Here is a 22311-nt window from a genome sequence, read left to right as displayed (position 1 = left end):
ATTTTCGGAGTGAGTATGCAACCCAACACCAAGGGCCAGACCGAGGGCCAGGCGGGCGGTTTCGGCGCGCCACGGGCAGGACAGCCCGGTCCGCTGAGCGGCGTACGCGTGCTGGACCTGAGCGCCTATATCGCGGGGCCGTACGGCTGCTCGCTGCTGGCGGATCAGGGCGCGGACGTGATCAAGGTGGAGCCGCCCGTCGGCGACAACCTGCGCAAGTACCCGTCCACGCTGGAGACGGAGTCCCGCGCCTTCCTGGGCGTGAACCGCAGCAAGCTGGGCGTGGTGCTCGACCTGAAGGCTCCGGCCGATCTGGAGCGACTGCTGGCGCTGGTGCGCGAGGCCGACGTGCTGGTGCACAACTTCCGGCCCAGCGTGCCGGGGCGGCTGGGGATCGGCTACGCGCAGTTGGCCGCCGTCAATCCGCGCCTGATCTACTGCGCGGTCACCGGCTACGGCGAGGCCGGGCCGCTCAAGGACAAGGCCGGCTACGACCAGGTGCTGCAAACCATGACCGGCATGTGCACGCTGCAGGGCAAGCACGGCGGGCCGCCCGAGATCCTGTACGGCTCGGTGGTGGACTACTACGCCTCGGCGCTGGTGGCGGGCGGCGTGGCGTCCGCGCTCTATGAGCGGGAGAAGAGTGGGGTGGGGCAGTACGTGGGCGTGTCGCTGCTGCGCGCGGCGCTGACCATGCAGTMAGCCCGGATGGTCTGGGCCGATTCGGAGCCCCGCGACGTAGGGCGCGACATGCGCTCGGGCGGCATCACCGGCATCCATCCCACCCGGGACGGCTATCTCTACATCTCGGCCAACACCCCGCACTTCTGGCGCGCCCTGTGCGAGAAGACGGGTTTGGGGGAATTGCTCTCCACCGACCGCTACGACAGCGTGCGCAAGCGCGCCCAGCATCAGGGCGAGATCCTGCCCAAGCTGCACGCGGCCCTGCAGCAGCGGTCGGCGTTGGAATGGGAGGCCGAGTTCGGCGAGGAAGTGCCCTGCGCGGCGGCGCGCTCGGTGGAAGACATGTTCGATTTCCCGCAGGTGCTGGCCGAGGAGATGGTGACGACGTTCGATCACCCGGTGGTGGGCCGCTATCGCGGCTTCACGCGCGCCGTGAAGTTTGGCCGCACGCCGGGCCCGGAGCCGTTTGCCGCGCCGGCGCTGGACCAGCACGGGGACACCGTCCGCGAGGCGGCCGACCGGCTGGCTGGCCGTGGCTGAGGGGGAGACTGCGGGTGGCTTCCAGCCCGTGCCGAACAGTTCGGCCAGCGCCGCGCCACGCAGCACGGCATGGCCGGACGCCTGCGACGCCCATCTCCATATCTACGACTCGCGTTTCCCGGGCATCGCCCCGGCTGTGGCCAACGCCACCGTGGCGGACTACCGGCGCGTGCAGGCGCTGCTGGGCACGCGTCGCGCGGTGATCGTCCAGCCCCGCTGCTACGGCACCGATCACGGCTGCACCCTCGATGCGATTCGGCAGCTTGGCATCGCCAGCACGCGCGGTGTGGGGGTGGTGCGGCCCGATGTGTCCGACGAGACGCTGGAGACGCTCCATGCCGGCGGTATCCGGGGCATCCGCTTCTCGTTGTACACCCCGGCCCACGCCGTGGTGGGCTTCGAGATGGTGGAGACGCTGGCGCACCGCATCGCCGAACTGGGCTGGCATCTGCAACTGCACTGGACTGCCGACCAGATCGTCGCCCATGGCGACCTGCTGGCGCGGCTGCCCACGCCGCTGGTATTCGACCATCTGGCCCGCCTGCCGCTGCCCGGCGGCACGGCGCACCCGGCGTTCGCGCTGGTGTCCAGGCTGCTGGCGGAGGGCCGTGCGTGGCTGAAGCTGTCGGGCGCCTATCTGGATTCGATGGTCGGMGCCGGCGGTGGGTATGCCGACATCGCGCCGGTGGCCCGTGCGTGGGTGCAGGCGGCGCCGGAGCGGCTCGTCTGGGGCAGCGACTGGCCCCATTCCACCGAGCCGCACGCCAAGCCGGACGATGCCTTGCTGTTCGACCTGCTGGCCGATTGGGCCGGCACCGAGTCGGCGCGCCGCCGCATCCTGGTGGACAACCCCGCCGCGCTGTACGGATTCGAGGCCGCGTAAGCCGGTCCATAGAACTCAAGAACGGAGACAACCATGAGCAAGACCCTGCAACGCCTCGGCAAGGCCGTGGCGACCCTGGCTGCGGCCGTGCCGCTCGCCGCTTTCGCCTTCCCGGACAAGCCCATCCGCATGGTGGTGCCGTACTCGGCCGGCGGCGGGGCGGACAACACCGCGCGGGTCGTCGCCCAGAAGGTGGGCGAACTCCTCGGCCAGACCGTGGTGATCGACAACAAGCCGGGTGCCGGCGGCGTGATCGGCGCGGACGCCGTGGCGAAGGCCCCGGCCGATGGCTACACGGTGCTCTACGACGCCTCGGCCTTCGCCGTGAACGGCGCGCTGCGCAAGCTGCCGTTCGACCCATCGGCCGATTTCATTCCGATCTCGCTGGTCGCCACGGCGCCCCAGATCCTCGTGGTGGCCATCAACGCGCCGTACAAGACCGTGGCCGAGTTCATCGCTGCMGCAAAGAAGACGCCCGGCAAGCTGACCTACGCGTCCGCCGGCGCTGGCACGGGTTCCCATCTGGCCGCCGAGATGTTCAACGAGCAGGGCAAGATCGAATTGCTTCACGTGCCATACAAAGGCGGCGCGCCGGCGCTGACCGATGTGATGGGCGGCCAGGTGGCGTCCTACTTCGGCAATACGGCCTCTACGCTCCAGTACGTGACCGGCGGCAAGCTGCGCGCGCTGGCGGTGACCTCGAAGACGCGCCTGAAGGCGCTGCCCGATACGCCGACGCTGGCCGAGAGCGGCATGCCGAACTACGAGGTGCTGGAGTGGAACGGCGTCTTCGTGCCCAAGGGCACGCCGCCGGACCGCGTGCAGACCATCGCGAACGCGGTGCAGAAGGCGGTGGCGGACCCGGCCGTGCGCGCCAAGCTCCAGCAGGCCGGGCTCGATCCGGTCGGCAACACGCCGCAGGCGTTCAAGAGCTTCCTGCACACCGAATCGACGCGCTGGCAGGCGCTGGTCAAGGCGCGCGGGATTCGGGTGGAGTAAGTTCCTGGCGCTCGGCTTCGGCGGCGTGCACGAAGCGCCGCTGCCGCATCCACTTCGTCGCCACCCATTTCTCGCCGGCCAGCACTTCGGCGGCTGCATGCAAGGTGCGGCCGTCTAGCTGGCCGTGGTCGTCGCAGTACTCGAAGTACAGCGCATTGCCCTTGCGCGGCACCACGGACAGGCCGATCTCGGGGAAGAGCGTTTCCCCGCCCGCCGGCACGTCGTTCAGGTAGATCACCATCGTGCTCACACGCTGCCCGCTGCGCGCAATCKACGCCCGATTGGCGGCGTTGTTCGGCATCAGGAAGTCGAAGTGCGGGCGGCTCTGCGCCCCCGGGGCGTAGCGCAGCACCTGCAAGCCCTCGCCGTTCTCCATCGGCATCTGCATCAAGGCTGAAATGCGGGCGTCGAGCGTAGCCAGCCACGGCGCCTCGGCCAGGCGGAAGAACATGCCCTCGCTGGTGCGGTCCGGGCTCACGATGTGCTCGCCGGTGCGCGGATCGACAAGGGTCGATGGCGCGAGGCGAGGCCGCGCCGCCGCCATCAATGCATCGCACTCACCATGGCTGAGCACGCCTTCGAGCACGGCCACCACGGGGCGCTCGGTGCGGGATAGCACGGGTACGTCGCGGTCGCCACCGTGCAGCACCGACGCACGCGGCAGCCGGGGCTGGGCTGGCGCCGTGGCGGGGGCGGTGCGCTCCACCGTGATGCTGCCCTCCGGCATTGGCAGTCCCTCGCGCAGCACGCGGGCGAAAGCCTCCACCAGTTCGCGCGCCACGTCCGGCGCAAAGCGCTGCGCGGCCAGCGCGCGCACCAGTTCATCCGGACGGCCGCCGCGCTGCAAGGCCTGCACGATCCAGTCGCGCAACTCGGCGGTGAAATGCAGCGTGGCAAGCTGGCGCGGCGGGGTAGTCAAGGATTGGGGCGAGGCGTGCATGGGACGGCATGGGTAACGGGCGGCGCCAGTATCCCGGCATTGCGCGCGGCATGCAACCGGTTGCCGGCTTGAAATTTTCTGTAATTTTCGTGTGGTACCGGAGCAATCAAACGGTCATATTTGGCTCCTAGGATCAGGGCCGCTGCACACATGACAGGGAATCGCGTACCGGCTTTCCCCCGTCGAAAAACTCCCTCGCGCAGGCGGGCCACCCGCCAGAACCATCGCGACGGGGCGGGCTTTTGGGTGCGGCACTCCAACGATACCCACTACATATCGCCCTAGCCCGGCGAGCCAAAAATACAATGCACCCAAACCACCACAGCTTTGTTCCGTTACTCACGGCGCTGGCCGCAGCCGCCATGCTGACCGCCTGCGGCGGCGATGACGGCGGCACCCCGGCCGCGTCCACGCCCAACGCCACCCCGGCCACGGTCAGCGGCAGCGTGATGGGCACGGCGATCAAGAACCCGACTGGCGTCGCCCAATCGTCCGCCACGGGCGTGGACTACGCCAAGAGCAGCACGGGCGATGCCGTCCAGCAGACCATCGTCCCCATCGCCTATGCCAACGCCACCGTGTGTGCCGATACCAACGGCAACGGCGTGTGCGACAGCGGCGAAGCCGCCACGCGCACCGGCGCCGATGGCCGCTTCACGCTGACCACGGCGGCCACGAGCCTGGTGGCCGTGGTCGGCACGGACGCCACCTACACGGACGCCAGCGGCGCCCCGGCCAAGGTCGCCAGCAAGCTGGTGCTGCGCAGCGCGGCCGACCAGGCGGCAAATGGCGCTCAGGTAGTCATCAGTCCGTTATCGACGGAAGTGGTGCGCCTGACCGAAGCCGAATCGCTGACGGTGGCCGATGCCAAGACCGCCATCGCCAGCCGCCTGAGCCTCACCGGCGGCACCGCCGATGTGACGGTCAAGGCCGATGACGTGCTGGCCCTGCCGGCCAGCGTGGCCGACGCCCACGCCGCCACCGCGCTGCTGACCGAGTCGAACACGCTCGCGGGGCGCTACACGCTGGCCTCGAAGATCCTCGACCGTGGCTTTATCAGCGATGCCGCCACCGATCCGGTCACCACGCTGAAGGCTGCGCAGGACGCTGCGTTCAACCCGGAAGGCATCCCGCGCTACGACCACCTGTTCGTGGTGGTCTTCGAGAACCACAGCAACCAGACCATCGACGATCCGGCCTACCCGAACTTCTACAAGTACCTGAACCAGGAAGGCAACAAGGCGGCCAACTATTTCTCCACCGGCAACCCCAGCGAGCCGAACTACATCTCGCTGGCCAGCGCCGACGACTGGGGCGTGGCCGACGACAACGCCTGGAACTGCCTGCCGGCCGGCGACACCGCCAACCAGCCGACCGACGTCTACCAGCCGCTGGCCGCCTGCAACGCCGACACCAAGGTCCACAACCTCAAGGGCCGCCGCAACCTGTTCACGGCGATGTACAACGCCGGCATGGGCACGCGGGTGTACAGCGAGTCGATGGACCCGGGCCAGGACCCGCGCAAGGACGGCGCCGGCAACGCGGCCATCACCGCCGTCAACGTGACGTCCGGCGCGGGCGCCACCGAGCCGATGATCTCCAGCCTGTACAAGACCAAGCACCACCCGGCGGTGAATTTCGACGAAGTGCGCAATCGTCCGGACTTCTTCAAGAACCTGAACCGTACCGTGGGCGGCGGCCAGTGGGATGCGGCCATCCAGACCTATGCGCAGGGCCACGGCATCACCTGGAACACCCACCAGTTCGAGGATGACCTGAAGAGCGGCGACGTTGGCGCGCTGAACTACATCGTCCCCGACCAGTGCGATKACATCCACGGCACCGGCTCGGCGGTGGCGGACTGCACCTCGGGCGTGCCGGGCATCAAGCGCGGCGACGCCTACGCCAAGTACCTGGTGGAGACCATCAAGGCATCGCCGGTGTGGCAGAACACCAGCCGCCGGTCGGCCATCGTCATGCTGTTCGACGAGGGTTCGAGCTTCTTCGGCAGCTCGTCGTGCTGCGGCTGGAACGTGGGCGGTACTGCCACCAGCGGCGCTCCGCTGGACGAAGGCATCACCACGGCGATTCCGCGCTACAACGGCGGCAACAAGGGCGATGGTCCGACCATCTTCGGTCTGCTGACCAACCAGCCGGGCGCGCCCAAGCAGGTCATCGACTCGGATGCCTACAGCCACTTCTCGTTCGTGCGCACGATGCAGGACATGTTCGCGCTGGCCGACCCGGGCGTGCCGACGTCGTACATGAACCGMTCGAAGTACACCGAGCAGTACATCGCCCAGAACCTGGCCAATCTGGCCGAGTACTCGGGTAGCGCCAACACCCACTTCGATTCGGTGCGTCCGATGAACCACAACTACGTGGTCAAGGCCGGCGATATCGTCTCGGGCGGCGCCACGCGCGGTGTGAGCGGCAGCGGCACGCTGAGCGGCGGCAACACGGCCAGCGGGCCGGATGCCACGCAGACCAATATCTGGGCGATCAAGTCCTGATGTGGCGGGGCGCCGGGCGCGCGGCGCAGGCCGTCGCCCGGGGCCCCGATCTTCTTATGGTGCGCAACCGGGCCTGGCCCGGCTGTGCGCCCGGCTGCCACCGCTGATCCAGACCATGTCCCACTCCATTCTTGCCGCCAGCCTGCTGGCGGCCGCGTGTGCTGTCACGCTCGTCGGCTGCAAGCCGGCCACCGAGACGGCGCCGCACGCTGCCACGCCAGCCAAGGCCGCGGTGCAGACCGTTTCCGCGCCGGCGCCATCGGCTCCGGCATCGCCCCTGTCACCCGCCGCGCAGCTCGGCGCGAAGCTGTTTTTCGATCCCTCGCTGTCCGGCACGGGCAAGATGTCCTGCGCCACCTGCCACGACCCCAACCACGCCTACGCACCAGCCAATGACCTCTCGGTGCAGCTGGGCGGGGCCGACGGCAAGGCGCCGGGCACGCGCGCGGTGCCCACGCTGATGTACAAGGAGTACACCAACGCCTACTCGGATACCTTCGAGAACCCCGACATGGTCAGCCCGCCCGGTCCCGGCGGCGGCCTGACCTGGGACGGCCGCGCCAACACCATCGCCGAGCAGGCCGCGATTCCGCTGCTGGCGTCCAACGAGATGGCCAATGCGAGCAAAGCCGCCGTGGTCGAGGCCGTACAGCACGGCGCCCACGCCGACGCCTTCCGCCAGACCTACGGCGCCACCGTGTTCGATGACACCGAGCGCGCCTTCACGCTGGTCGGCGCCGCGCTCCAGGCGTTCCAGGTGGAAGACCGCAGCTTCCACCCCTACAGCAGCAAGTTCGACCGCTACCGCAACAACAAGCTCGGCGGCGCGCTGACCGATGCGGAGGTCCGTGGCCTGCGCGTGTTCCTGGATCCCAACAAGGGCAACTGCATGGCCTGCCACCTGATCGGCGGTGGCAACGACGGCAGCCAGGACATGACGAGCGATTACTCGTTCGCCGCCATCGGCGTGCCGCGCAATATGGAGATCCCGGCCAACGCCGATCCGAAGTACTTCGACCTCGGCCTGTGCGGCCCGCTGCGCACCGACCATCGCCCCGGCAAGGACAAGGGTGCGGCGGCCACCTGCGGCATGTTCAAGACGCCGGTGCTGCGCAACGTGGCCACGCGCCACGTGTTCATGCACAACGGGGTGTTCAAGTCGCTGGAGGAGGTGGTGCGCTTCTACAACACCCGGGACACCGCGCCGGAGAAGTGGTACCCGCGTGATGCCCGGGGCCGCGTGAACAAGTTCAACGACCTGCCGGCGTCGTACCGCGCCAACCTGGACGACCAGATGCCGCTGGACTTGCGCAAGCCGGGGAGCGCCACGCCGATGACTGACTCGGAGATGCAGGACCTGATCGTCTTCCTGAAGACGCTGACCGATGGCTTCGTGCCGCCGGCGGGCACCGCCGAGAGCGGTCCGCAGGCCCACACGGTGGCGGAAGCCGCAGCCGAGAACGCCGCCCGGAACGCCGCGCACAAGGCACAGACGCCATGACCCCTTATTCCATCGACACCAAGACCATGAAACCGATCCTTTTCGCCACCCTTGCTGCGCTGGCTATGCTCGCCGGCTGCAGCGCCCCGGACGCCCCCAACGAAGCCAACTTCCGCGCCGCGCTGGAGAAGCAGCTCGAAGCCCACGGCGACCTCTGCATCGGCCGCCATAGCTGGCCCGTGGATGTGCCGGACCTGCCCGTGGCGGGGACACTGCGCGACGGCATCCAGATGCCCGCGCTCGAACATGCCGGGCTGGTGGCGCACACCAGTGCCGAGATGACGCTGCGTCACCAGAACGGCGAGACKGAAACCGTGAAGGCGCTGCGCTATGACCTGACCGACAAGGGGCGCGGCTTCGTCAATGCCCATCCCGGGACGGCAGCGAAAGGCACGGACACCGCCGAGCCGGATCTCTGCTACGGGCACGTCCGCGTGAACAAGGTGACTGGCTGGGACACGCCCAAGGCCAGCGGCGTGGGCGACAAGGCGGCGCACGCCACCACCACCGTTCGCTACACCTACATGCTCGATCCGGCCCCGTGGGCCAGTGACGCGGCGGTGCAGGGCGCCTTCCCGGTGCTGGCCCGCGTGGTGCGGGGCAGCGGCACGATGGAGCTGACGCAGCAGTTGGTGGCCACCAGCGGCGGCTGGCAGCCGATGTAAGGAGGGGAAATCAGGCGTTGACGACGCGGCGCGCGAAGCGCTCCAGGTAGTCCATCAGCCGCTCCGCGCCGTCGGCGGCTTCGGCTTCGTTACCGCTGGCGATGGCCTGCGCCATGACCAGGTGGGCCTGGGCGCCTTCGGCAATCTCGCCCTCGTGCTGATAGGCGTACCAGAAGCGCCGGCATTGCACGATCAGCGGGATCACCGCCTTGACCGCCGAGCGGTTGCGGCAGGCCGCGTGGTTCACGTGGTCCAGCGCCTGGTCGGCGGCCATGTATTCGTCGAGGTTGCCACGCTGGGCGGCCTTGACCATCTTCTGGGCGCTGGCGATCAGCGCCTTGCGCTGGGTATCGGTGGCGCGGCGCGCGGCATTGGCGGCAATCAGCCGCTCCAGCACGCGGCGCGTGGCCAGCACGTCCAGATGGTCCATGACGTCGATGGTCGAGACGATCAGCCCACGCCGGGGCTGCTGGAGCACCAGCCCCATCGACACCATGCGCACCAGCGCCTCCCGCACGGGCGTGCGGCCCAGCCCGGTGAGTTCGGCCAGCTCGGCCTCCACCACGGGGCTGCCGGGGGCGATCTCGAGCTTGGAGATCAGCGTCTCGATGCGGTCGTAGGCCACGTCGGCGGCGCGGCGCTTTTCACGGTTGTCAGTCTCGGCGCTCTGGTTTCTGGAAGGTGTCGGCATCTCGAACAGGTTGGCAGCGGGGGCGGCGGTCGACATTATGCCGTGACCGCCGCCGGGGGGCTCAGGGGGCCTTGGCGCACTCAGAGCGTGGCGCCGATCTTGCGCAGCTCCGGAATCGCCGGGGCCTTGGCCACCCACAGGGCGTCGAACTTCTGGATCGCCGGCGCCGGGTCGTAGTTGGCGACGCTCTTGAAATGGACCGACGATTGCTTGAGCTTCTCGATCAGCCCCGCCTCGGTGGTGACGATGTCGTTGATCTGCGCGGTCAGCGACTGCGTGACCAGCGCGCGCACGATGTCCTTGTCCTTCGCGTCCAGCCCTTGCCAGATCCGGCCCGAGACCAGCGGCGCGAACGGCATGAACAGCGCGTTCATCGGCAGCAGGGACTTGGAAATCTTGTCGTAGCGCTGGTTCCAGGACAGTTCGATGTCGGCCTCCAGCCCATCCACCTGGCCATTGGTCATGGCGTCGAACACAGCCGGCGTGGGGATCGGCGTGGGCGCGGCGCCCAGCATCGAATAGAAGTCGCGGTAGACCGGCGTGGGGTTGATGCGCAGCTTCATGCCCTTGAGGTCGTCCGGCGAATTGATGTCGCGCGTGGCGAACACGACCCGCATGCCGGTGATGCCCCAGCCCAGGCCGATGGTGCCGGTTTCGCGCGGCAGGGCGTCCAGCAGCTTCAGGGCCGCCGGCGTGCGCACCAGCTTGGCCACGCTGCTGGTGGAGCGCACCAGATAGGGCGCGTTGATGGCGGCCACGCTGGAGACGCGCGAGCCGAGTTCGGCCGCCTGGATCCAGCCCATGTCGAGCGCGCCGGACTGGAGCTGCTGCATCATCGCCGATTCATTGCCAAGCTGGCCCGAGTGGAACACGGTCACGGTCAGGCGGCCGTCGGTTTCCTTCTTGAGCGACTCGCCGAAGGCCACGGCGGCCCGGTTCCACGAGTGCCCGGCGGGCGTGATCAGCCCGAGGCGGAACTCCTTGGTCGTGGCGGCGCGCGTGGTCGAGGTGATGACCATGGGCGCGGCAACGGTGGCCAGCGCGGTGGTCTTGAGGAAACGGCGGCGGGTGATGAGGGTCATGGCGGCTCCTGTGCGGTTCGATGGGTAACGGCGAGGCGGATGGGACGGCTATGGATCGGGTTGGATCGGGTTGGATCGGTCGGCTAGTCCAGCAGGGCGATGGACAGGCTCGGGAACAGCGAGAGCAGCACCAGGGCCACGCAGCTGATCAGGAAGAAGGGCAGCGTGACCATGAACATCTTCCCCGGCTTGGCGCCGGTGACGGCGGAGGCCACGAAGAAGCTCAGCCCCACGGGCGGGGACATCAGCCCGAGCACGAGGTTGATGACGATGACCACCCCGAAGTGGCGCGGGTCGATGTGGTAGACCTCGGTGGCGATTGGCAGCAGGATCGGCACGGTCATGATCAGGCCCGGAATGCCGTCGATCACCGTGCCGATGATCAGCAGGATCACGTTGGCCAGCAGCAGGAATTCGACCGGGCTGTGGGCGATGGTCTGGATCCAGGCCGCCACCATCTGCGGGATCTTGCCGTAGATCAGCAGCCACGAGAACACGGCGGCGGCTGCCACCAGGAACAGCACGATGGCCGAATAGATGGCCGAGCGCAGCAGGATGGCCGGCATCGTGCGCAGGTCGAACTCCTTGGTCACGTAACGGCCGACCAGCGCCGCGGCCAGCGCGCCCACGGCGGCGGCCTCGGTCGGGTTAGCCACGCCGGCGAGGATGGAGCCGACGATCACCACCGGAATCAGCAGCGTCGGGCTGGCCTGGATCACGGTGGTGGCGCGCTCGCGCAGCGTCTTGCGCGCGCTGCGGGGGTAGTTGTAGAAGAGCCCCATGATGGCGATGATGATGAAGAACAGCACCGTCAGCAGCAGCCCGGGCAGGATGCCGGCGATCAGCATGTCGCCCACGGCCACCTGGGCCAGCACGCTGTAGACCACGAACATTACCGAGGGCGGGATGATCGGCCCCAGCATGCCGCCGTAGACGGTCAGCCCCGCCGCGAAGGTCTTGTMGTAGCCCTGCTTCTCCATCTCGGGCACCATCACCTGCGACATGATCGCCACCTGGGCCGTGGCCGAGCCGATGATCGACGACACCAGCATATTGGCCAGGATGTTGACGTAGGCCAGGCCGCCCTTGATCGAGCCGACGAAGGCCATCGACAGATCCACCAGCCGGCGCGTGATGCCGCCGCTGTTCATGATCTCGCCGATCAGGATGAACAGGGGGATGGCGATCAGGCCGTAGCTGTCCACGCCCGCGAACATCTGCGAGGGGAACGATTGCAGCAGCACGGTGGCGCCGGTGCTGAAGATGAACGCCAGTCCGGCCAGGCACAGGCAGATGCCGATCGGCACGCCGACCAGCATCACGCCGCAGAAGAAGAAGGTTGTCGGCATGTCAGTTCACCGTCTCGGAGTTGCCCACCTGGAACTCGGGGTAGGCGCGGCGCGGCGCCAGGTCGAGGTCTTCGAGCAGGTTGGCCAGCGCGTGCAGGCTCAGGGTGCAGGAGAACAGCGGCATGATCAGCTGGAGCACCCAGACCGGCCATTCCAGCGTCTGGGTGTGCTCGGTGTAGAGGAAGTTGAACGATTCGGCCGCGTACTCGCGGGCGTCGAAGCCGTAGCGGGCGATGCCGACCGGGTCCATCCAGACCCAGCACATCGCCAGCAGCGCCAGCCCGAACAGCAGCACGCCGCCCGTGGAGATGGCCTTGGCAGCGCGGGCGGCCTTCGGGGGCAGGTGCTCGGTGAGCAGCCCGACGGMAAAATCGAGCCGCAGGCGGGTCATGACCGACGCCCCGACGAAGGTCAGCCAGACCACCGCGTAGACCGACGCTTCGTCCACCCAGTACAGCGGCAGCCCCGCGTAGCGCGTGACCACGTTGAGCAGGATCAGCAGCACGAGCAGCGTCATCAGGCCGCCGAGCGCATGGCGCTCCACGGCGAGCACGGCGTCCGAGGCGCGCATCACCCAGCGCACCGGTCGCTTGACGGTGGCCGTGGCCGTGGCGGGCGCATCGGTGGCAGTGAGGGAGGGAAGGTCAGGCATGGCAGGCAGACTCCAGGACGAAGGGGGCGGTCGTGACGATCACGGACACGACGGCTGGTGCAAGTTGGATGCCTGCTGCGGCCCCGGGGGCCGCCGCAGGCATGCATCACGCAGTTGGCCTCATACCACCGACTGGTACTTCGCCGGCCGCGTCTCCAGCGCCTGGCGCACCACGCGTTCGACGAAGGCGCGCTCCTCGCCCACCAGCGGCAGGCGCGGGCGGCGCATGAACTCGGAGCCTACGCCGACCAGGGTGTCGATCAGCTTGAGGTTCTGCACCAGCTTGTTCGAGACATCGAGGTGGAGCATCGGGGTCATCCACTGATACAGCTTGAGCGCCTCGGCGAAATTGCCCGCTTTCATCAGGTCGAACAGCGCCACGGTTTCGCGCGGGAAGGCGCAGCCCACGCCGGCCAGCAGGCCGTCGCAACCCAGCGCCAGCCCTTCGTAGGCCAGGTCGTCCACGCCCATGAAGATCTGGTAGCGGTCGCCCAGGGTGTTGCGCAGGTCCGTCACGCGGCGGATATCGCCCGTGCTTTCCTTGATCGCCGCCACCCACTTGCAGTCGGCCAGCTCCACCATGTGCTCGGGCTTGAGGTCCACCCGGTAGGCGACCGGGTTGTTGTAGACCATCACCGGCTTCTGGGCGGCTTCCGCCATGACGCGCACGTTCTGCATCGCCTCGCGGGCATCGGCCACGTAGATCACCGAGGGCATCACCATGAAGCCGGCCACGCCGAGCTTGTTCGCGCCGTCGATATAGCGCAGCGCGTMTCGCGTGCTGGTTTCGGAGACGTTGGCCAGCACCGGGATGCGGCCATCGGCGGCTTCCACGGCGATGCGCGCCACGTCGAGCTTCTCCTCGAGCGACAGCGTGCTGGCCTCGCCCAGCGAACCGCAGGTCACCAGCCCGTGGATGCCATTGCGGATCTGGAATTCGATGTGACGACTGGTCCCCTCGGCGTCGATCCGCTCGTCGGCGTGGAACTTGGTGGTGATAGCGGGGAAGATGCCGGTCCAGCGGGGATTGGTGGCGTTGCTCGAATTGGTCGAATTGGTCACAGGGGACTCCTCGGTTGGGTCGGGTTGGGCTCGCAAATATCTGCTTAATATATTTAGGATATCTTCCAGCATTGGTCTAGCAAGAGCAATGCCAGTGAATACCCTGATAGCCGGCGCGCCCGGAATCCGGCTTGGGGACTGGGATTGGGGGAAATGGGGTGGGAAAGGCGGGCGGAAGGGGGGAGGAAGCCCGGGCCCCGGAGCGGGGCATGCCGTGCACCGCCGGCGGGTCCGGTGCACCGGCGCGGACGCGCCGCGTCAGCTAGATGGGCGGCTGTGTGGGCGCTTCAGCCCGCCAGTGCGAAGCCGTAGAGCGCGGCGGCATTGCGCCAGCGCAAGCCTTCCGACAAATCCGGCCGCTGTGCGAGCCAGGCCATCACCGCGCGGCATTCGTCGGCACGTGCGGGGGCCTCGTGGTTGGTCCACGGCCAGTCGCTGCCCCAGAGCAGGCGGTCCGGCCCGGCTATCTCGGCCCAATGCGCAGCCAGTGTCGGCCACTGGTCAGGGCTGGCCAGCCGGTAGGGCGCGCTGATCTTGATCCAGAGCGGGCGTCGCACGGCCACGGTGCGGGCCGTGTCGAAGACCGGGTCGTCCACGCCGAGCGGGCCGGGGCGGCCGAAGTGATCGAGCACGATGGGGGCCGGCGCATTGTCGAGCGCGGCATCGAGCGCGGCCAGCACCATCGCGCCGTCGCYATTGTTCRTGTGGACTTCCACGTGCCAGCCCAGCGCTGCCACGCGCTGGAACAGCGAGCGCCACGGCGCGGTGTCGATGCGCCGCCAGCCGGCATCGCCATACAGGTTCAGGCGGATGCCCCGGACCCCGGCGGCATCCAGCGTGGCGAGTTCGGCGTCGTCCACGGCCGGATCGACCACCGCCACGCCGCGCAGCCGCCCCGGCATGCGGCGCAGCGCAGCCAGCATCGCCGCGTTGTCGGTGCCGAGGAAGCTGGTCTGGACCACCACGCCGTAGGGGTCCACCGACGGGTCGCCCATCGACCCGCCCATCGACCCGACCATCGACAGCCAGTCCGCCAGCGACGCGGCGTAGGGCGGCCGGTAGCGTGCCGAAGCCAYGGCCACGCCGGCATCGAAGACATGGAAGTGGCAGTCCACCAGCGTCTGGCTTGTCGTCATCGGCACGATTCTCCTCTGTGCGGGTTAGCCCCGATATGGCGGGCTGGCCCGGTCCGGGTACTCTAGTCCTCTATAGGAGTGGAATCTAACACGGACACCAGATGCCAGACAATGCCACGCGCCAACCGGCCGCCGCCTCGGCAGGCATGAGCCGCTACGGGCAGATTGCCGCGCTATTGCAGCAGAAGATCGTCACGGGCGAGTGGTCGCCGGGCACTGCCATTCCGGCCGAAAGTGCGCTGGCGGGCGAGTTTGGCATCGCGCTCGGCACGATCCGGCAGGCGATTGCCGTGCTGGTGCAGCAGGGGCTGCTGGAGCGGGTGCAGGGCAAGGGTACTTTCGTGTGCACCGGGCTGACCGGGGGGAGCGGCGCCAGCATGATGCGCTTCTTCCGCTTCCGCTCGGAGGCCGATGCCGATGCGGCGCCCACGGCGGTGCCGCGCTCGGAGATCCTGTCCTGCCGCAGCGTGCGGCTGGACAAGGCCATGGCCAGCCGCTTCGGGCTGGAGGCCGGCGCGCGGGGTCTGGCCATCTCGCGCCGGCGCTGGGTGGCGGACACCCCGCGCCTGCTCGAATCGATCTGGCTGCCGTTGCCGCGCTGCGCGGCGCTGCAGGAGACGCCGATGGCCGAGTGGGGCGAGCTGCTCTATCCGCTGCTGAGCCAGCGCTGCGGCATCACCGTGCACCGGGCGATGGACGAGGTGACCTTCCGGCTGCTCGATGCCGAGGAAGCCGAGCTGCTCGCGCTGCCGCCCTCCCATCCCTGTGCGCTGGTCACGCGTCAGGCGTTCGATATCCAGGGCCAGTGCGTCGAATACCGGCTGACCCGGGGCGATGCCTATGCCTTCCGCTACACGGCCGAGATTCGCTGACCTCGCCCCAACATTGATTTGACGGAGACACCCCCATGCGTTCCCTGATCCCCCTCACGCTGGCAGGCCTGGCCTTGCAGCCGACCTTGCTGCACGCCGCCGACGCCGCCCAGCCGTGGCCGACGCGCCCGCTGACCATCGTCGTCACCTATCCGCCCGGCGGCGGTGCCGACCTGATGGCGCGGCTGATCGCGCCGGGGCTGGGACGGGAACTCGGCCAGACGGTGATCGTGGAAAACCGGCCCGGGGCGGGCKGGCAGATCGGCGCGTCGTACGTGGCCAAGGCCGCGCCCGATGGCTACACGCTGATGGTGGACGCGTCGTCCTACGCGGTGAACCCGAGCCTCTATCCGCGCCTGCCCTACGACCCCGCCAAGGCGTTCCGGGCGGTGGGCGTGCTGGCGCGCTATCCCAATGTGCTGGTGGCCAATCCCGCCTTCCCGGCGACGAACGTCAAGGACGTGCTGGCGCTGGCGAAGCAGAAGCCGGGCACGGTGGCGTTCGCCTCGTCGGGCAATGGCTCGGCGCAGCACCTGTCCGGCGTGCTGTTCGAGCAGCGCGCCAGCGTGGACCTGCTCCACGTGCCATACAAGGGCGGCGGTCCGGCGATGACCGATGTCATCGCCGGACAGGTGCCGCTGTTCTTCGCCAACGTGGCTTCCAGCCTCCAGCACATCAAGGCAGGCAAGCTGCGCCCGCTGGCGGTGACCAGCCATACACGCACCTCGGCGCTGCCCAACGTGCCGACCATGCAGGAAGCCGGCGTGGCGGGCTACGAGGTCTATGAATGGAATGCCGCCTTCCTGCCCGCCAACACGCCGGAAGCCGTGGTGGCCAGGCTGTCGGACGCGCTCCAGAAGGTCATGGGCAGTCCGGAGATCCGMCAGCGCGTGGCCGAGCTGGGCGGCGAGGTGGTAGGCGCCCCGCCGGCCGAGGCGGCGCGTTATATCGACACCCAGACGCGGCTCTGGGCCAAGGTCATCAAGGACGGTAACGTCAAGCCGGAATAAGCGCCGGCTTGACGTCGTAGCACACTAAAAACGAAGGAGACCCCCATGTCCACAGATTCCCCCTTTGACGCCGATCGCCGGCACCTGCTCGGGTTGATGGCTGCGCTGGGCGCCGGCGCCCTGGCGCCCACGCTGGCGCGCGCGCAGGCAACCTGGCCGTCCAAACCCATCCGGCTGGTGGTGCCGTTCGCGCCGGGCGGCAGTTCCGAGATCGTGGCGCGCTCCACGGCGGCGGAGCTGACCAAGCTGCTCGGCGTATCGGTATTCGTCGAAAACAAGCCGGGCGGGGCGGGCAATATCGCCATGGGCGAGGTAGCGCGGGCCGACGACAACCACACGCTGATCCTCGGCCATATCGGCACGCTGGCGGTCAATCCGTACATCTTCCCCAAGCTGCCGTACGACCCGAACAGGGACTTCCGGCCGATTTCGCTGCTGTCGAAGGTGCCCAGCCTGTACGTGGTGCACCCGGACCTGCCGGCGAAGAACCTCAAGGAGTTCGTGGCCCTGGCCAAGAGCAAGCCGGGCAAGCTGAACTACGGCTCGGCGGGCAATGGCAGCGCCGGCCACCTGGCTTTCGAGTACCTGAAGGCGACCACCGGCACCTTTATCACCCACGTGCCGTATCGCGGCAGCGGCCCGCAGATCACCGACCTGCTGTCCGGGCGGCTCGATGCGGCGGCGGTGGGCGCGCCGGCCATCATCCAGTTCATCAAGACGGGCAAGGTGCGCTGTATCGCCACGGGCACGGCGCAGCGCATTCCGCAGCTCCCCGATGTGCCGACGGTGGCGGAGCAGGGCTATCCGGGCTTCGAGATGACGCAGTGGTACGGGCTGCTGGCGCCGGCCTCGCTGCCGCAGCCGGCGGTGGCCAAGCTGGCGGAGGCCACGATCAAGGCGGTGAAGAGTCCCACCTCGGTGGAGCGGCTGGGCGCGGACGCCGCCCTGGTGGTGGGCAGCACGCCCGAGGAATTCGCCCGCTTTATCGCGGCGGAGCAGCAACGCTGGAAGCCGATCGTGGCGCGCGCGGGCATCAAGCCGGACTAGGCGTTGCCGCCGTCCTACCTATACTTCAAGGCACCGGCCCCAGGCCGGTGTCAGGAGGCGATATGGGACGCAAGTACATCGATTGCCGCGACTATCCGAGCGAGAAAAACTGCACTGTGGCGCTGAGCGCCGACAATGAAGACGAACTGCTCGAGGCTGCGGTCCAGCATGCGGTGGCGGTGCATCAGCATCAGGATTCCCCTGAACTGCGCACGCAGCTGAAGTCCTTGTTCAAGGAGGGTGCCCCGCCGGCCTGAGCGCCGGCGTTGTCAAGCGAGAGGCGGGACCGGCCAGCGGCTGATCCCGCACTTCCGGCGCGCGGCTAGCGGTCCTGATACGGGTCGTACCATGCCCTGCGCAGGTGCACGTCCCCATCGTGACGATGGATGTGCAACTCGGCGTGCTCGCGCCGGGCCATGTCCCAGCCGGCGGCGATGGCCGCTTCCATGGTCGTGAAGCGCTGGGGCTTGATATCGAGACCACCGAACTGCAGTGCCCAGCCATACTCGGCGGGCAGAACGCGAATGATGCGCGATTGCATATCGTTCTCTCTCCGTATTCCCCGCCATTTTCTTCCGTCAGATTTACCGCTAGGCTAGATCCGTACCAAGGTACGGAGTCAAGCGCAATGCATCACACCATGACAATCGGGAAGCTGGCCCAGGCCGCAGGCGTTGGCGTGGAGACGGTGCGTTACTACCACCGCTGCGGGCTGCTGCCGATGCCGGAGCGCGCGTTCGGCGCCGTCCGCCAGTATCCGGAGGCGAGCCTGCAGCGGCTGCAGTTCATTCGCCAGGCGCAGTCGTTCGGCTTCACGCTGGACGAAGTGCGAGTCCTGCTGCGGCAGGGCCATAGCGACACGTGCGGCACGGCCCGGGTGCTGGCCGAGCAGAAACTCGGGCTGGTGGAAGATCGATTGAAGGATCTGCTACGCCTGCGCGACGAACTGAAGACCCTCATTGCGCAATGCCACGCCAATGGCAGCGGGACGTCCTGCCCCTTGATCGATAGCTTGTCCAACGTCAGACGGCAATCGCCGCCACCCGGGCCCTGAGCCGGGGCGCGGCGAAGTCCAGGAAGGCGCGCAGCTTCAGCGGAAGGAGGCCCTGCCCGGTGTGGACCAGGCTGATGGGCCACGGCGGCGGCTCGAACGCTTCGAGCACGATCTGCAACGCGCCCGCGCGCAGGGCGCCCGCCATCTGGTAGGACACCACGCGCGTAATGCCCACGCCGGCCACCGCCGCATCGACAGCCGCCTCGGCCGTGCTCACGGCCAGCCGCGAACGCACCGGCACCGCAATCTCCGCCTTGCCCGCCTTCGCCCCCTTCGCCACCTTGCCCGCCGTGAAATGCCAGACCTGCCGGGAGGTCATCTGCTCGAACGTGATGCAGGCATGCTCGGCGAGATCCTGGGGGCGAGCGGGCGTGCCGTGCGCGGCGAAGTAGGCCGGGCTGGCGCACACCACCCGCCGGACGGTGCCGATCGGCATCGCAATGAAATTGCTGTCCGGCAGGTCGGCAATGCGCAGGGCGATATCGACATGCTCGTCCAGCAGGGCCACMACGCGGTCGGTCAGCACCATGCGGACGTCGATGTCCGGATAGGTTTTCAGGAAATCCGCCACCACGGGCAGCAGGTGCAGGCGGCCGAAGACGATGGGCGCCGTGATGACGAGTTCGCCCTTGGGCGCGGCATATTCGCCGGACGCGGCGCGCTCCGCCTCGCCTACCTCCTCGAGGATGCGCCGGCAGGCGGCCACGTAGGCGTGGCCGGTCTCGGTCAGCGAGAGCTGCCGGGTGGAGCGATGCAGGAGCCGGGTGTTCAGGTGCGCCTCCAGCTCGCCCACCTTCCGGCTCACGGTGGCAAGCGGCATCCGGAGCTGGCGCGCGGCGGCGGAAAAGCTGCCGGCCTCCACCACGGCCACCAGGATCGACATGGATTCGAAACGATCCGCCATATTCTCGATTTTTGGGAGAGTGATTCCCGATCGTGCCAGATTATCTTTATGGGTGGAAGGGCCTAGTATCGGGCGAACCCCTCAATCTGGAGTCCTGCCGTGTCCACGCTTTCGAACCCTCACCCCCAAACCCTGCGCAAATCCGCCTCCGTCAGGCACCTGCCCGTCAACCTGTTCGCGTCGGTGATGGGGATTGCCGGGCTGTCGCTGGCATGGCGGCAGGCCAGCCAGGCGTTCGGGGCCAGCCCGTGGATTGCCGATGTGGCCGGCTGGCTGGCGCTGGCTGTGTTCGTCGTGCTGGGCACGGGCTATCTGGTCAAGGCGGCGAAGTACCCGGCGGCGGTGGCCAGCGAGTACCGGCATCCAGTCGCGGGGAATTTCTTCGGCACGATCACCATCGCCATCCTGCTGCTGTCCACGGTGGTCGCCCCGCTGAGCCAGCCGCTGGCCGAGGGGATGTGGACCGTGGGCACCGTGGCGACGCTCGCCATCTGCTTCGCCATCTCCAGCCGCCTGCTGCGCGGCAAGATCGACGCGGCGCACGCCGTGCCGGCCTGGTTCATCCCCGGCGTGGCCACGCTCGATATCGCCGTGGCCGGCGCCACCATGCCGATGCCGTGGGCCCATGAGGTGAACCTGTTCGCCATGGCCGTGGGGACGATGATCGCGCTGCTGTTCTTCACGATGATCATGGCGCGCATGATCCACCACGAGCCGGTGCCGGCCGGCATGGTGCCGTCGCTGCTGATCCTGATGGCGCCGTTCGAGGTCGGCTTCCTGGCCTATACGAACATGACGCAGCGCGTGGATACCTTCGCCGCCTTGCTGTTCTACTTCGGCCTGTTCATCTTCCTGGCGCTGGCGCCCAAGGTGTTCCGCCGCGGCCTGCCGTTCGCCTCCGGCTGGTGGGCCATCAGCTTCCCGCTGGCGGCGCTGGCCATCGCCGCGCTGAAGTACGCGATGTTCGTCCAGGCCTGGCCGGTGACGGCGATTGCCATCGTCCTGCTGGCCCTGCTGAGCATCGCCATCGTGGTGCTGTTCGTCCTGACCCTGCACATCCTGTTCAACGGCGATTTGCTGGGCGGTTGATATAGATGCAAGCCCGGGGCCTGCCGAGGCCGCTGGCACCTAGACTGGTTCCGTTGCAGCTTATCTTTGCGCACTGCGCGAAAGGCCGGGGTTCAAGCATTGGAGGACCCATCATGCACACCGTCGTCAGAACGTATTCAGGAAGCGGCGCCAGCGAGCTATTCGACCTGCTGGCACAACACAAGGATGAGATCGAGCCGTTGATGCGGGAGGTTCAGGGCCTGCTCAGCTACACGCTGGTGCGCGGAGACGCCGGCGGCTTTTCGGTGACCACCTGCACCGACAAGGCGGGCACGGACGAAAGCGTCAAGGTCGCCAAGACCTGGATCGCGGAGCACGCTACCGGAATCTCCGTGGGCGCACCGACGATTACCGAAGGCACAGTGATCGTGCAGTCGAAGTGATGGATAGGGCAAGGCGCGGCGGTTCCTCGAAGGTAGAATCGCCGCCATGACTGGCCCCGATGACACCACCGAGTTCTGGCGCGACCCCGCCATGCCCTGCGCCGAGAGCCGCCGGGCGTGCCGGAGCCGTGCCGCCTATCGGCCGCACAGCCATCCGACCTGGTCGATTGGCGCCGTGGATGGCGGCGCCAGCGTTTTCACGGGGGCCGGCCCCGCGCCGGTGGCGCTGCCGCCAGCTCGCGGAACTGGCGGCGCTGGCCGGCCTGAGCCGCTACCAGCTGATCCGCGCCTTCCGCCGGGCCACCGGCATGACGCCGCACGCGTGGCAGGTCAACCAGCGCGTCAACTTGGCTCGCGACCGCCTGCGGGCCGGCGAAGCGATTGCCGAGGTGGCTTACGGGCTCGGTTTTGCGGATCAGAGCCACTTCCAGCGCGTGTTCAAGGCGCACGCCGCCGTGACACCGGCGCGGTATCGGGCCTGATCGGGCCTGATTGGGCCTGATCCTCCCAATCCTGCAATTTCCTTCAAGACGCGGCCCGCGCGGGGCGGCAGACTCCGGCGGTTTCCTCAGCGAGTCTGCGTCATGCACCTATTCCTCATCGTCGCCACGGCCCACTTTCTGGCGCTGCTATCGCCCGGCCCCGACTTCTTCCTGATCGCCCGTACCTCGCTGGCCGCCGGCTGGCGACGCGCCGCCGGGGCGTGCCTCGGCATCGCGCTGGCCAACGGCGTGTTCATCGCCGGGGCATTTGCGGGGGTCTCGGCGATGCGGGCCGACAGCGCGCTGTTCAGCCTGACGCAACTGGCCGGCGGCCTGTACCTGCTCTACCTCGGCTGGCAGTTCGTGCGGTTCGCCGGGACCACGCCCCTGGGAGAGGCAAAGGCGGGCGGCGGGGCGGCGACCGGCTTCGCGCAGGCGGTGGCCAGCGGCTTCCTGTCCGGCATCCTCAACCCCAAGAACGCCTTGTTCTACGCCAGCCTGGCCGCCATGCTCAGCGGGCCGCACGCCAGCGCGCCGTGGAAGGTGGCGTACGGCGTGTGGATGTTCGCCGCGGTGCTGGGGTGGGACCTGCTGGTCGCGGTGTCCATCGGCCACCCGCGCGTGCTGCGGCGCTTCGCCCGGGCGCTGCCCAAGCTGGAGCGCGCGGCGGGCGGCATGCTGATGGTGTTCGGGGCGGGAGTGCTCGTGGCGGTGGGCCGGCGGGCAGTCGGCGCGGTTCAACGTCTTTAACT

Annotated in this window: 24 protein-coding genes; 15 read left to right on the top strand and 9 right to left on the bottom strand. The window is 68.3% G+C overall.

Annotated elements, in window-relative coordinates:
• The first annotated feature begins 15 nt into the window (after positions 1-15).
• The 3 genes from AC1EJR_RS24520 to AC1EJR_RS24510 are packed head-to-tail and all read left to right on the top strand — an operon-like array spanning position 16 to position 3106.
• On the top strand, positions 16-1224 hold the full coding sequence (locus AC1EJR_RS24520; protein WP_477147690.1) for a CaiB/BaiF CoA transferase family protein: 1209 nt from the start codon (positions 16-18) through the stop codon (positions 1222-1224).
• A gap of 28 nt (positions 1225-1252) precedes the next feature.
• On the top strand, positions 1253-2107 hold the full coding sequence (locus tag AC1EJR_RS24515; RefSeq protein WP_477113786.1) for an amidohydrolase family protein: 855 nt from the start codon (positions 1253-1255) through the stop codon (positions 2105-2107).
• A gap of 33 nt (positions 2108-2140) precedes the next feature.
• Positions 2141-3106: a tripartite tricarboxylate transporter substrate binding protein gene (locus tag AC1EJR_RS24510; RefSeq protein WP_092296436.1), complete on the top strand. Its 966-nt coding sequence runs from the start codon at positions 2141-2143 to the stop codon at positions 3104-3106.
• Here AC1EJR_RS24510 and AC1EJR_RS24505 read toward each other — a convergent pair.
• On the bottom strand, positions 3078-4025 hold the full coding sequence (locus AC1EJR_RS24505) for a 2OG-Fe(II) oxygenase (protein WP_477147689.1): 948 nt from the start codon (positions 4023-4025) through the stop codon (positions 3078-3080). The genes AC1EJR_RS24510 and AC1EJR_RS24505 overlap by 29 nt on opposite strands.
• Before the next feature lie 383 nt (positions 4026-4408).
• Here AC1EJR_RS24505 and AC1EJR_RS24500 point away from each other — a divergent pair, with 383 nt between their 5' ends.
• From AC1EJR_RS24500 to AC1EJR_RS24490, 3 genes are all read left to right on the top strand, one after another.
• Positions 4409-6559, top strand: coding sequence for an alkaline phosphatase family protein (locus AC1EJR_RS24500; protein WP_477147688.1), 2151 nt, complete (start codon positions 4409-4411; stop codon positions 6557-6559).
• A gap of 115 nt (positions 6560-6674) precedes the next feature.
• Positions 6675-8060 carry a cytochrome-c peroxidase gene (locus AC1EJR_RS24495; RefSeq protein ID WP_092296427.1) on the top strand — a complete coding sequence of 462 codons (1386 nt, stop codon included), beginning with the start codon at positions 6675-6677 and terminating at the stop codon, positions 8058-8060.
• A complete protein-coding gene (locus tag AC1EJR_RS24490; RefSeq protein ID WP_092296424.1) occupies positions 8057-8725 on the top strand; it encodes a hypothetical protein in 669 nt (222 codons plus the stop codon). The genes AC1EJR_RS24495 and AC1EJR_RS24490 overlap by 4 nt, the downstream gene beginning before the upstream one ends.
• A gap of 10 nt (positions 8726-8735) precedes the next feature.
• Here AC1EJR_RS24490 and AC1EJR_RS24485 read toward each other — a convergent pair whose 3' ends face one another.
• From AC1EJR_RS24485 to AC1EJR_RS24460, 6 genes are all read right to left on the bottom strand, one after another.
• Positions 8736-9416, bottom strand: a complete 681-nt coding sequence (locus tag AC1EJR_RS24485; protein ID WP_441593325.1) for a GntR family transcriptional regulator — start codon at positions 9414-9416, stop codon at positions 8736-8738.
• A gap of 80 nt (positions 9417-9496) precedes the next feature.
• The gene (locus AC1EJR_RS24480) at positions 9497-10498 is read right to left on the bottom strand and encodes a TRAP transporter substrate-binding protein (protein ID WP_092296418.1); all 1002 of its coding nucleotides are present in this window, start codon (positions 10496-10498) and stop codon (positions 9497-9499) included.
• 83 nt (positions 10499-10581) lie between these two features.
• Entirely contained in the window at positions 10582-11847 is a 1266-nt protein-coding gene (locus tag AC1EJR_RS24475) for a TRAP transporter large permease (RefSeq protein ID WP_477147687.1), read from the bottom strand.
• Position 11848: 1 nt separating this feature from the next.
• Positions 11849-12499 (bottom strand): TRAP transporter small permease, encoded by a 651-nt coding sequence (locus tag AC1EJR_RS24470; RefSeq protein WP_477147686.1) that lies wholly within the window; start codon positions 12497-12499, stop codon positions 11849-11851.
• 120 nt (positions 12500-12619) lie between these two features.
• Positions 12620-13561, bottom strand: coding sequence for a dihydrodipicolinate synthase family protein (locus tag AC1EJR_RS24465; protein WP_477147685.1), 942 nt, complete (start codon positions 13559-13561; stop codon positions 12620-12622).
• A gap of 287 nt (positions 13562-13848) precedes the next feature.
• Entirely contained in the window at positions 13849-14697 is an 849-nt protein-coding gene (locus tag AC1EJR_RS24460; protein ID WP_477147684.1) for an amidohydrolase family protein, read from the bottom strand.
• Between the two features lie 101 nt (positions 14698-14798).
• Between AC1EJR_RS24460 and AC1EJR_RS24455 the strand changes: the two genes are divergently transcribed.
• The 4 genes from AC1EJR_RS24455 (at position 14799) to AC1EJR_RS24440 (ending at position 17883) form a co-directional block, all read left to right on the top strand.
• Positions 14799-15569 carry a GntR family transcriptional regulator gene (locus tag AC1EJR_RS24455; protein ID WP_092296404.1) on the top strand — a complete coding sequence of 257 codons (771 nt, stop codon included), beginning with the start codon at positions 14799-14801 and terminating at the stop codon, positions 15567-15569.
• Positions 15570-15604: 35 nt separating this feature from the next.
• A complete protein-coding gene (locus tag AC1EJR_RS24450; RefSeq protein ID WP_477147683.1) occupies positions 15605-16579 on the top strand; it encodes a tripartite tricarboxylate transporter substrate binding protein in 975 nt (324 codons plus the stop codon).
• A gap of 45 nt (positions 16580-16624) precedes the next feature.
• Positions 16625-17626, top strand: a complete 1002-nt coding sequence (locus AC1EJR_RS24445; RefSeq protein WP_092296398.1) for a Bug family tripartite tricarboxylate transporter substrate binding protein — start codon at positions 16625-16627, stop codon at positions 17624-17626.
• Positions 17627-17688: 62 nt separating this feature from the next.
• Complete coding sequence (locus AC1EJR_RS24440) at positions 17689-17883, top strand: DUF1059 domain-containing protein (protein ID WP_092296395.1); 195 nt, start codon at positions 17689-17691, stop codon at positions 17881-17883.
• A 65-nt stretch (positions 17884-17948) separates the two neighbouring features.
• On the opposite strand, the gene AC1EJR_RS24435 is transcribed toward AC1EJR_RS24440, so the two are convergent.
• The gene (locus tag AC1EJR_RS24435) at positions 17949-18167 is read right to left on the bottom strand and encodes a DUF2188 domain-containing protein (protein ID WP_092296392.1); all 219 of its coding nucleotides are present in this window, start codon (positions 18165-18167) and stop codon (positions 17949-17951) included.
• Between the two features lie 99 nt (positions 18168-18266).
• Between AC1EJR_RS24435 and AC1EJR_RS24430 the strand changes: the two genes are divergently transcribed.
• A complete protein-coding gene (locus AC1EJR_RS24430) occupies positions 18267-18680 on the top strand; it encodes a MerR family transcriptional regulator (RefSeq protein ID WP_477113782.1) in 414 nt (137 codons plus the stop codon).
• Here AC1EJR_RS24430 and AC1EJR_RS24425 read toward each other — a convergent pair.
• The gene (locus tag AC1EJR_RS24425; protein ID WP_441593144.1) at positions 18649-19584 is read right to left on the bottom strand and encodes a LysR family transcriptional regulator; all 936 of its coding nucleotides are present in this window, start codon (positions 19582-19584) and stop codon (positions 18649-18651) included. The genes AC1EJR_RS24430 and AC1EJR_RS24425 overlap by 32 nt on opposite strands.
• A 99-nt stretch (positions 19585-19683) precedes the next feature.
• Between AC1EJR_RS24425 and AC1EJR_RS24420 the strand changes: the two genes are divergently transcribed.
• From AC1EJR_RS24420 to AC1EJR_RS24405, 4 genes are all read left to right on the top strand, one after another.
• Positions 19684-20673, top strand: coding sequence for an SLAC1 anion channel family protein (locus AC1EJR_RS24420; RefSeq protein ID WP_092296386.1), 990 nt, complete (start codon positions 19684-19686; stop codon positions 20671-20673).
• Between the two features lie 113 nt (positions 20674-20786).
• Positions 20787-21077: a hypothetical protein gene (locus AC1EJR_RS24415; RefSeq protein ID WP_092296383.1), complete on the top strand. Its 291-nt coding sequence runs from the start codon at positions 20787-20789 to the stop codon at positions 21075-21077.
• A 179-nt stretch (positions 21078-21256) separates the two neighbouring features.
• Complete coding sequence (locus AC1EJR_RS24410) at positions 21257-21559, top strand: helix-turn-helix transcriptional regulator (protein WP_369823479.1); 303 nt, start codon at positions 21257-21259, stop codon at positions 21557-21559.
• A gap of 102 nt (positions 21560-21661) precedes the next feature.
• On the top strand, positions 21662-22309 hold the full coding sequence (locus AC1EJR_RS24405; RefSeq protein WP_441593138.1) for a LysE family translocator: 648 nt from the start codon (positions 21662-21664) through the stop codon (positions 22307-22309).
• Positions 22310-22311: the final 2 nt, after the last annotated feature.

It is taken from the genome of Cupriavidus sp. 05T42 (genome assembly GCF_056396345.1).
Note: the sequence above shows the minus strand (reverse complement) of the source record. Positions and strands in the feature narration are given on the sequence as shown.

Coding starts and splice junctions, on each gene's coding strand:
- AC1EJR_RS24495 (WP_092296427.1), top strand. CDS start 6,675: ATGTCCCACTCCATTCTTGCCGCCAGCCTGCTGGCGGCCGCGTGTGCT.
- AC1EJR_RS24455 (WP_092296404.1), top strand. CDS start 14,799: ATGCCAGACAATGCCACGCGCCAACCGGCCGCCGCCTCGGCAGGCATG.
- AC1EJR_RS24415 (WP_092296383.1), top strand. CDS start 20,787: ATGCACACCGTCGTCAGAACGTATTCAGGAAGCGGCGCCAGCGAGCTA.
- AC1EJR_RS24445 (WP_092296398.1), top strand. CDS start 16,625: ATGTCCACAGATTCCCCCTTTGACGCCGATCGCCGGCACCTGCTCGGG.
- AC1EJR_RS24410 (WP_369823479.1), top strand. CDS start 21,257: ATGGCGGCGCCAGCGTTTTCACGGGGGCCGGCCCCGCGCCGGTGGCGC.
- AC1EJR_RS24485 (WP_441593325.1), bottom strand. CDS start 9,416: ATGCCGACACCTTCCAGAAACCAGAGCGCCGAGACTGACAACCGTGAA.
- AC1EJR_RS24480 (WP_092296418.1), bottom strand. CDS start 10,498: ATGACCCTCATCACCCGCCGCCGTTTCCTCAAGACCACCGCGCTGGCC.
- AC1EJR_RS24435 (WP_092296392.1), bottom strand. CDS start 18,167: ATGCAATCGCGCATCATTCGCGTTCTGCCCGCCGAGTATGGCTGGGCA.
- AC1EJR_RS24405 (WP_441593138.1), top strand. CDS start 21,662: ATGCACCTATTCCTCATCGTCGCCACGGCCCACTTTCTGGCGCTGCTA.
- AC1EJR_RS24440 (WP_092296395.1), top strand. CDS start 17,689: ATGGGACGCAAGTACATCGATTGCCGCGACTATCCGAGCGAGAAAAAC.
- AC1EJR_RS24430 (WP_477113782.1), top strand. CDS start 18,267: ATGACAATCGGGAAGCTGGCCCAGGCCGCAGGCGTTGGCGTGGAGACG.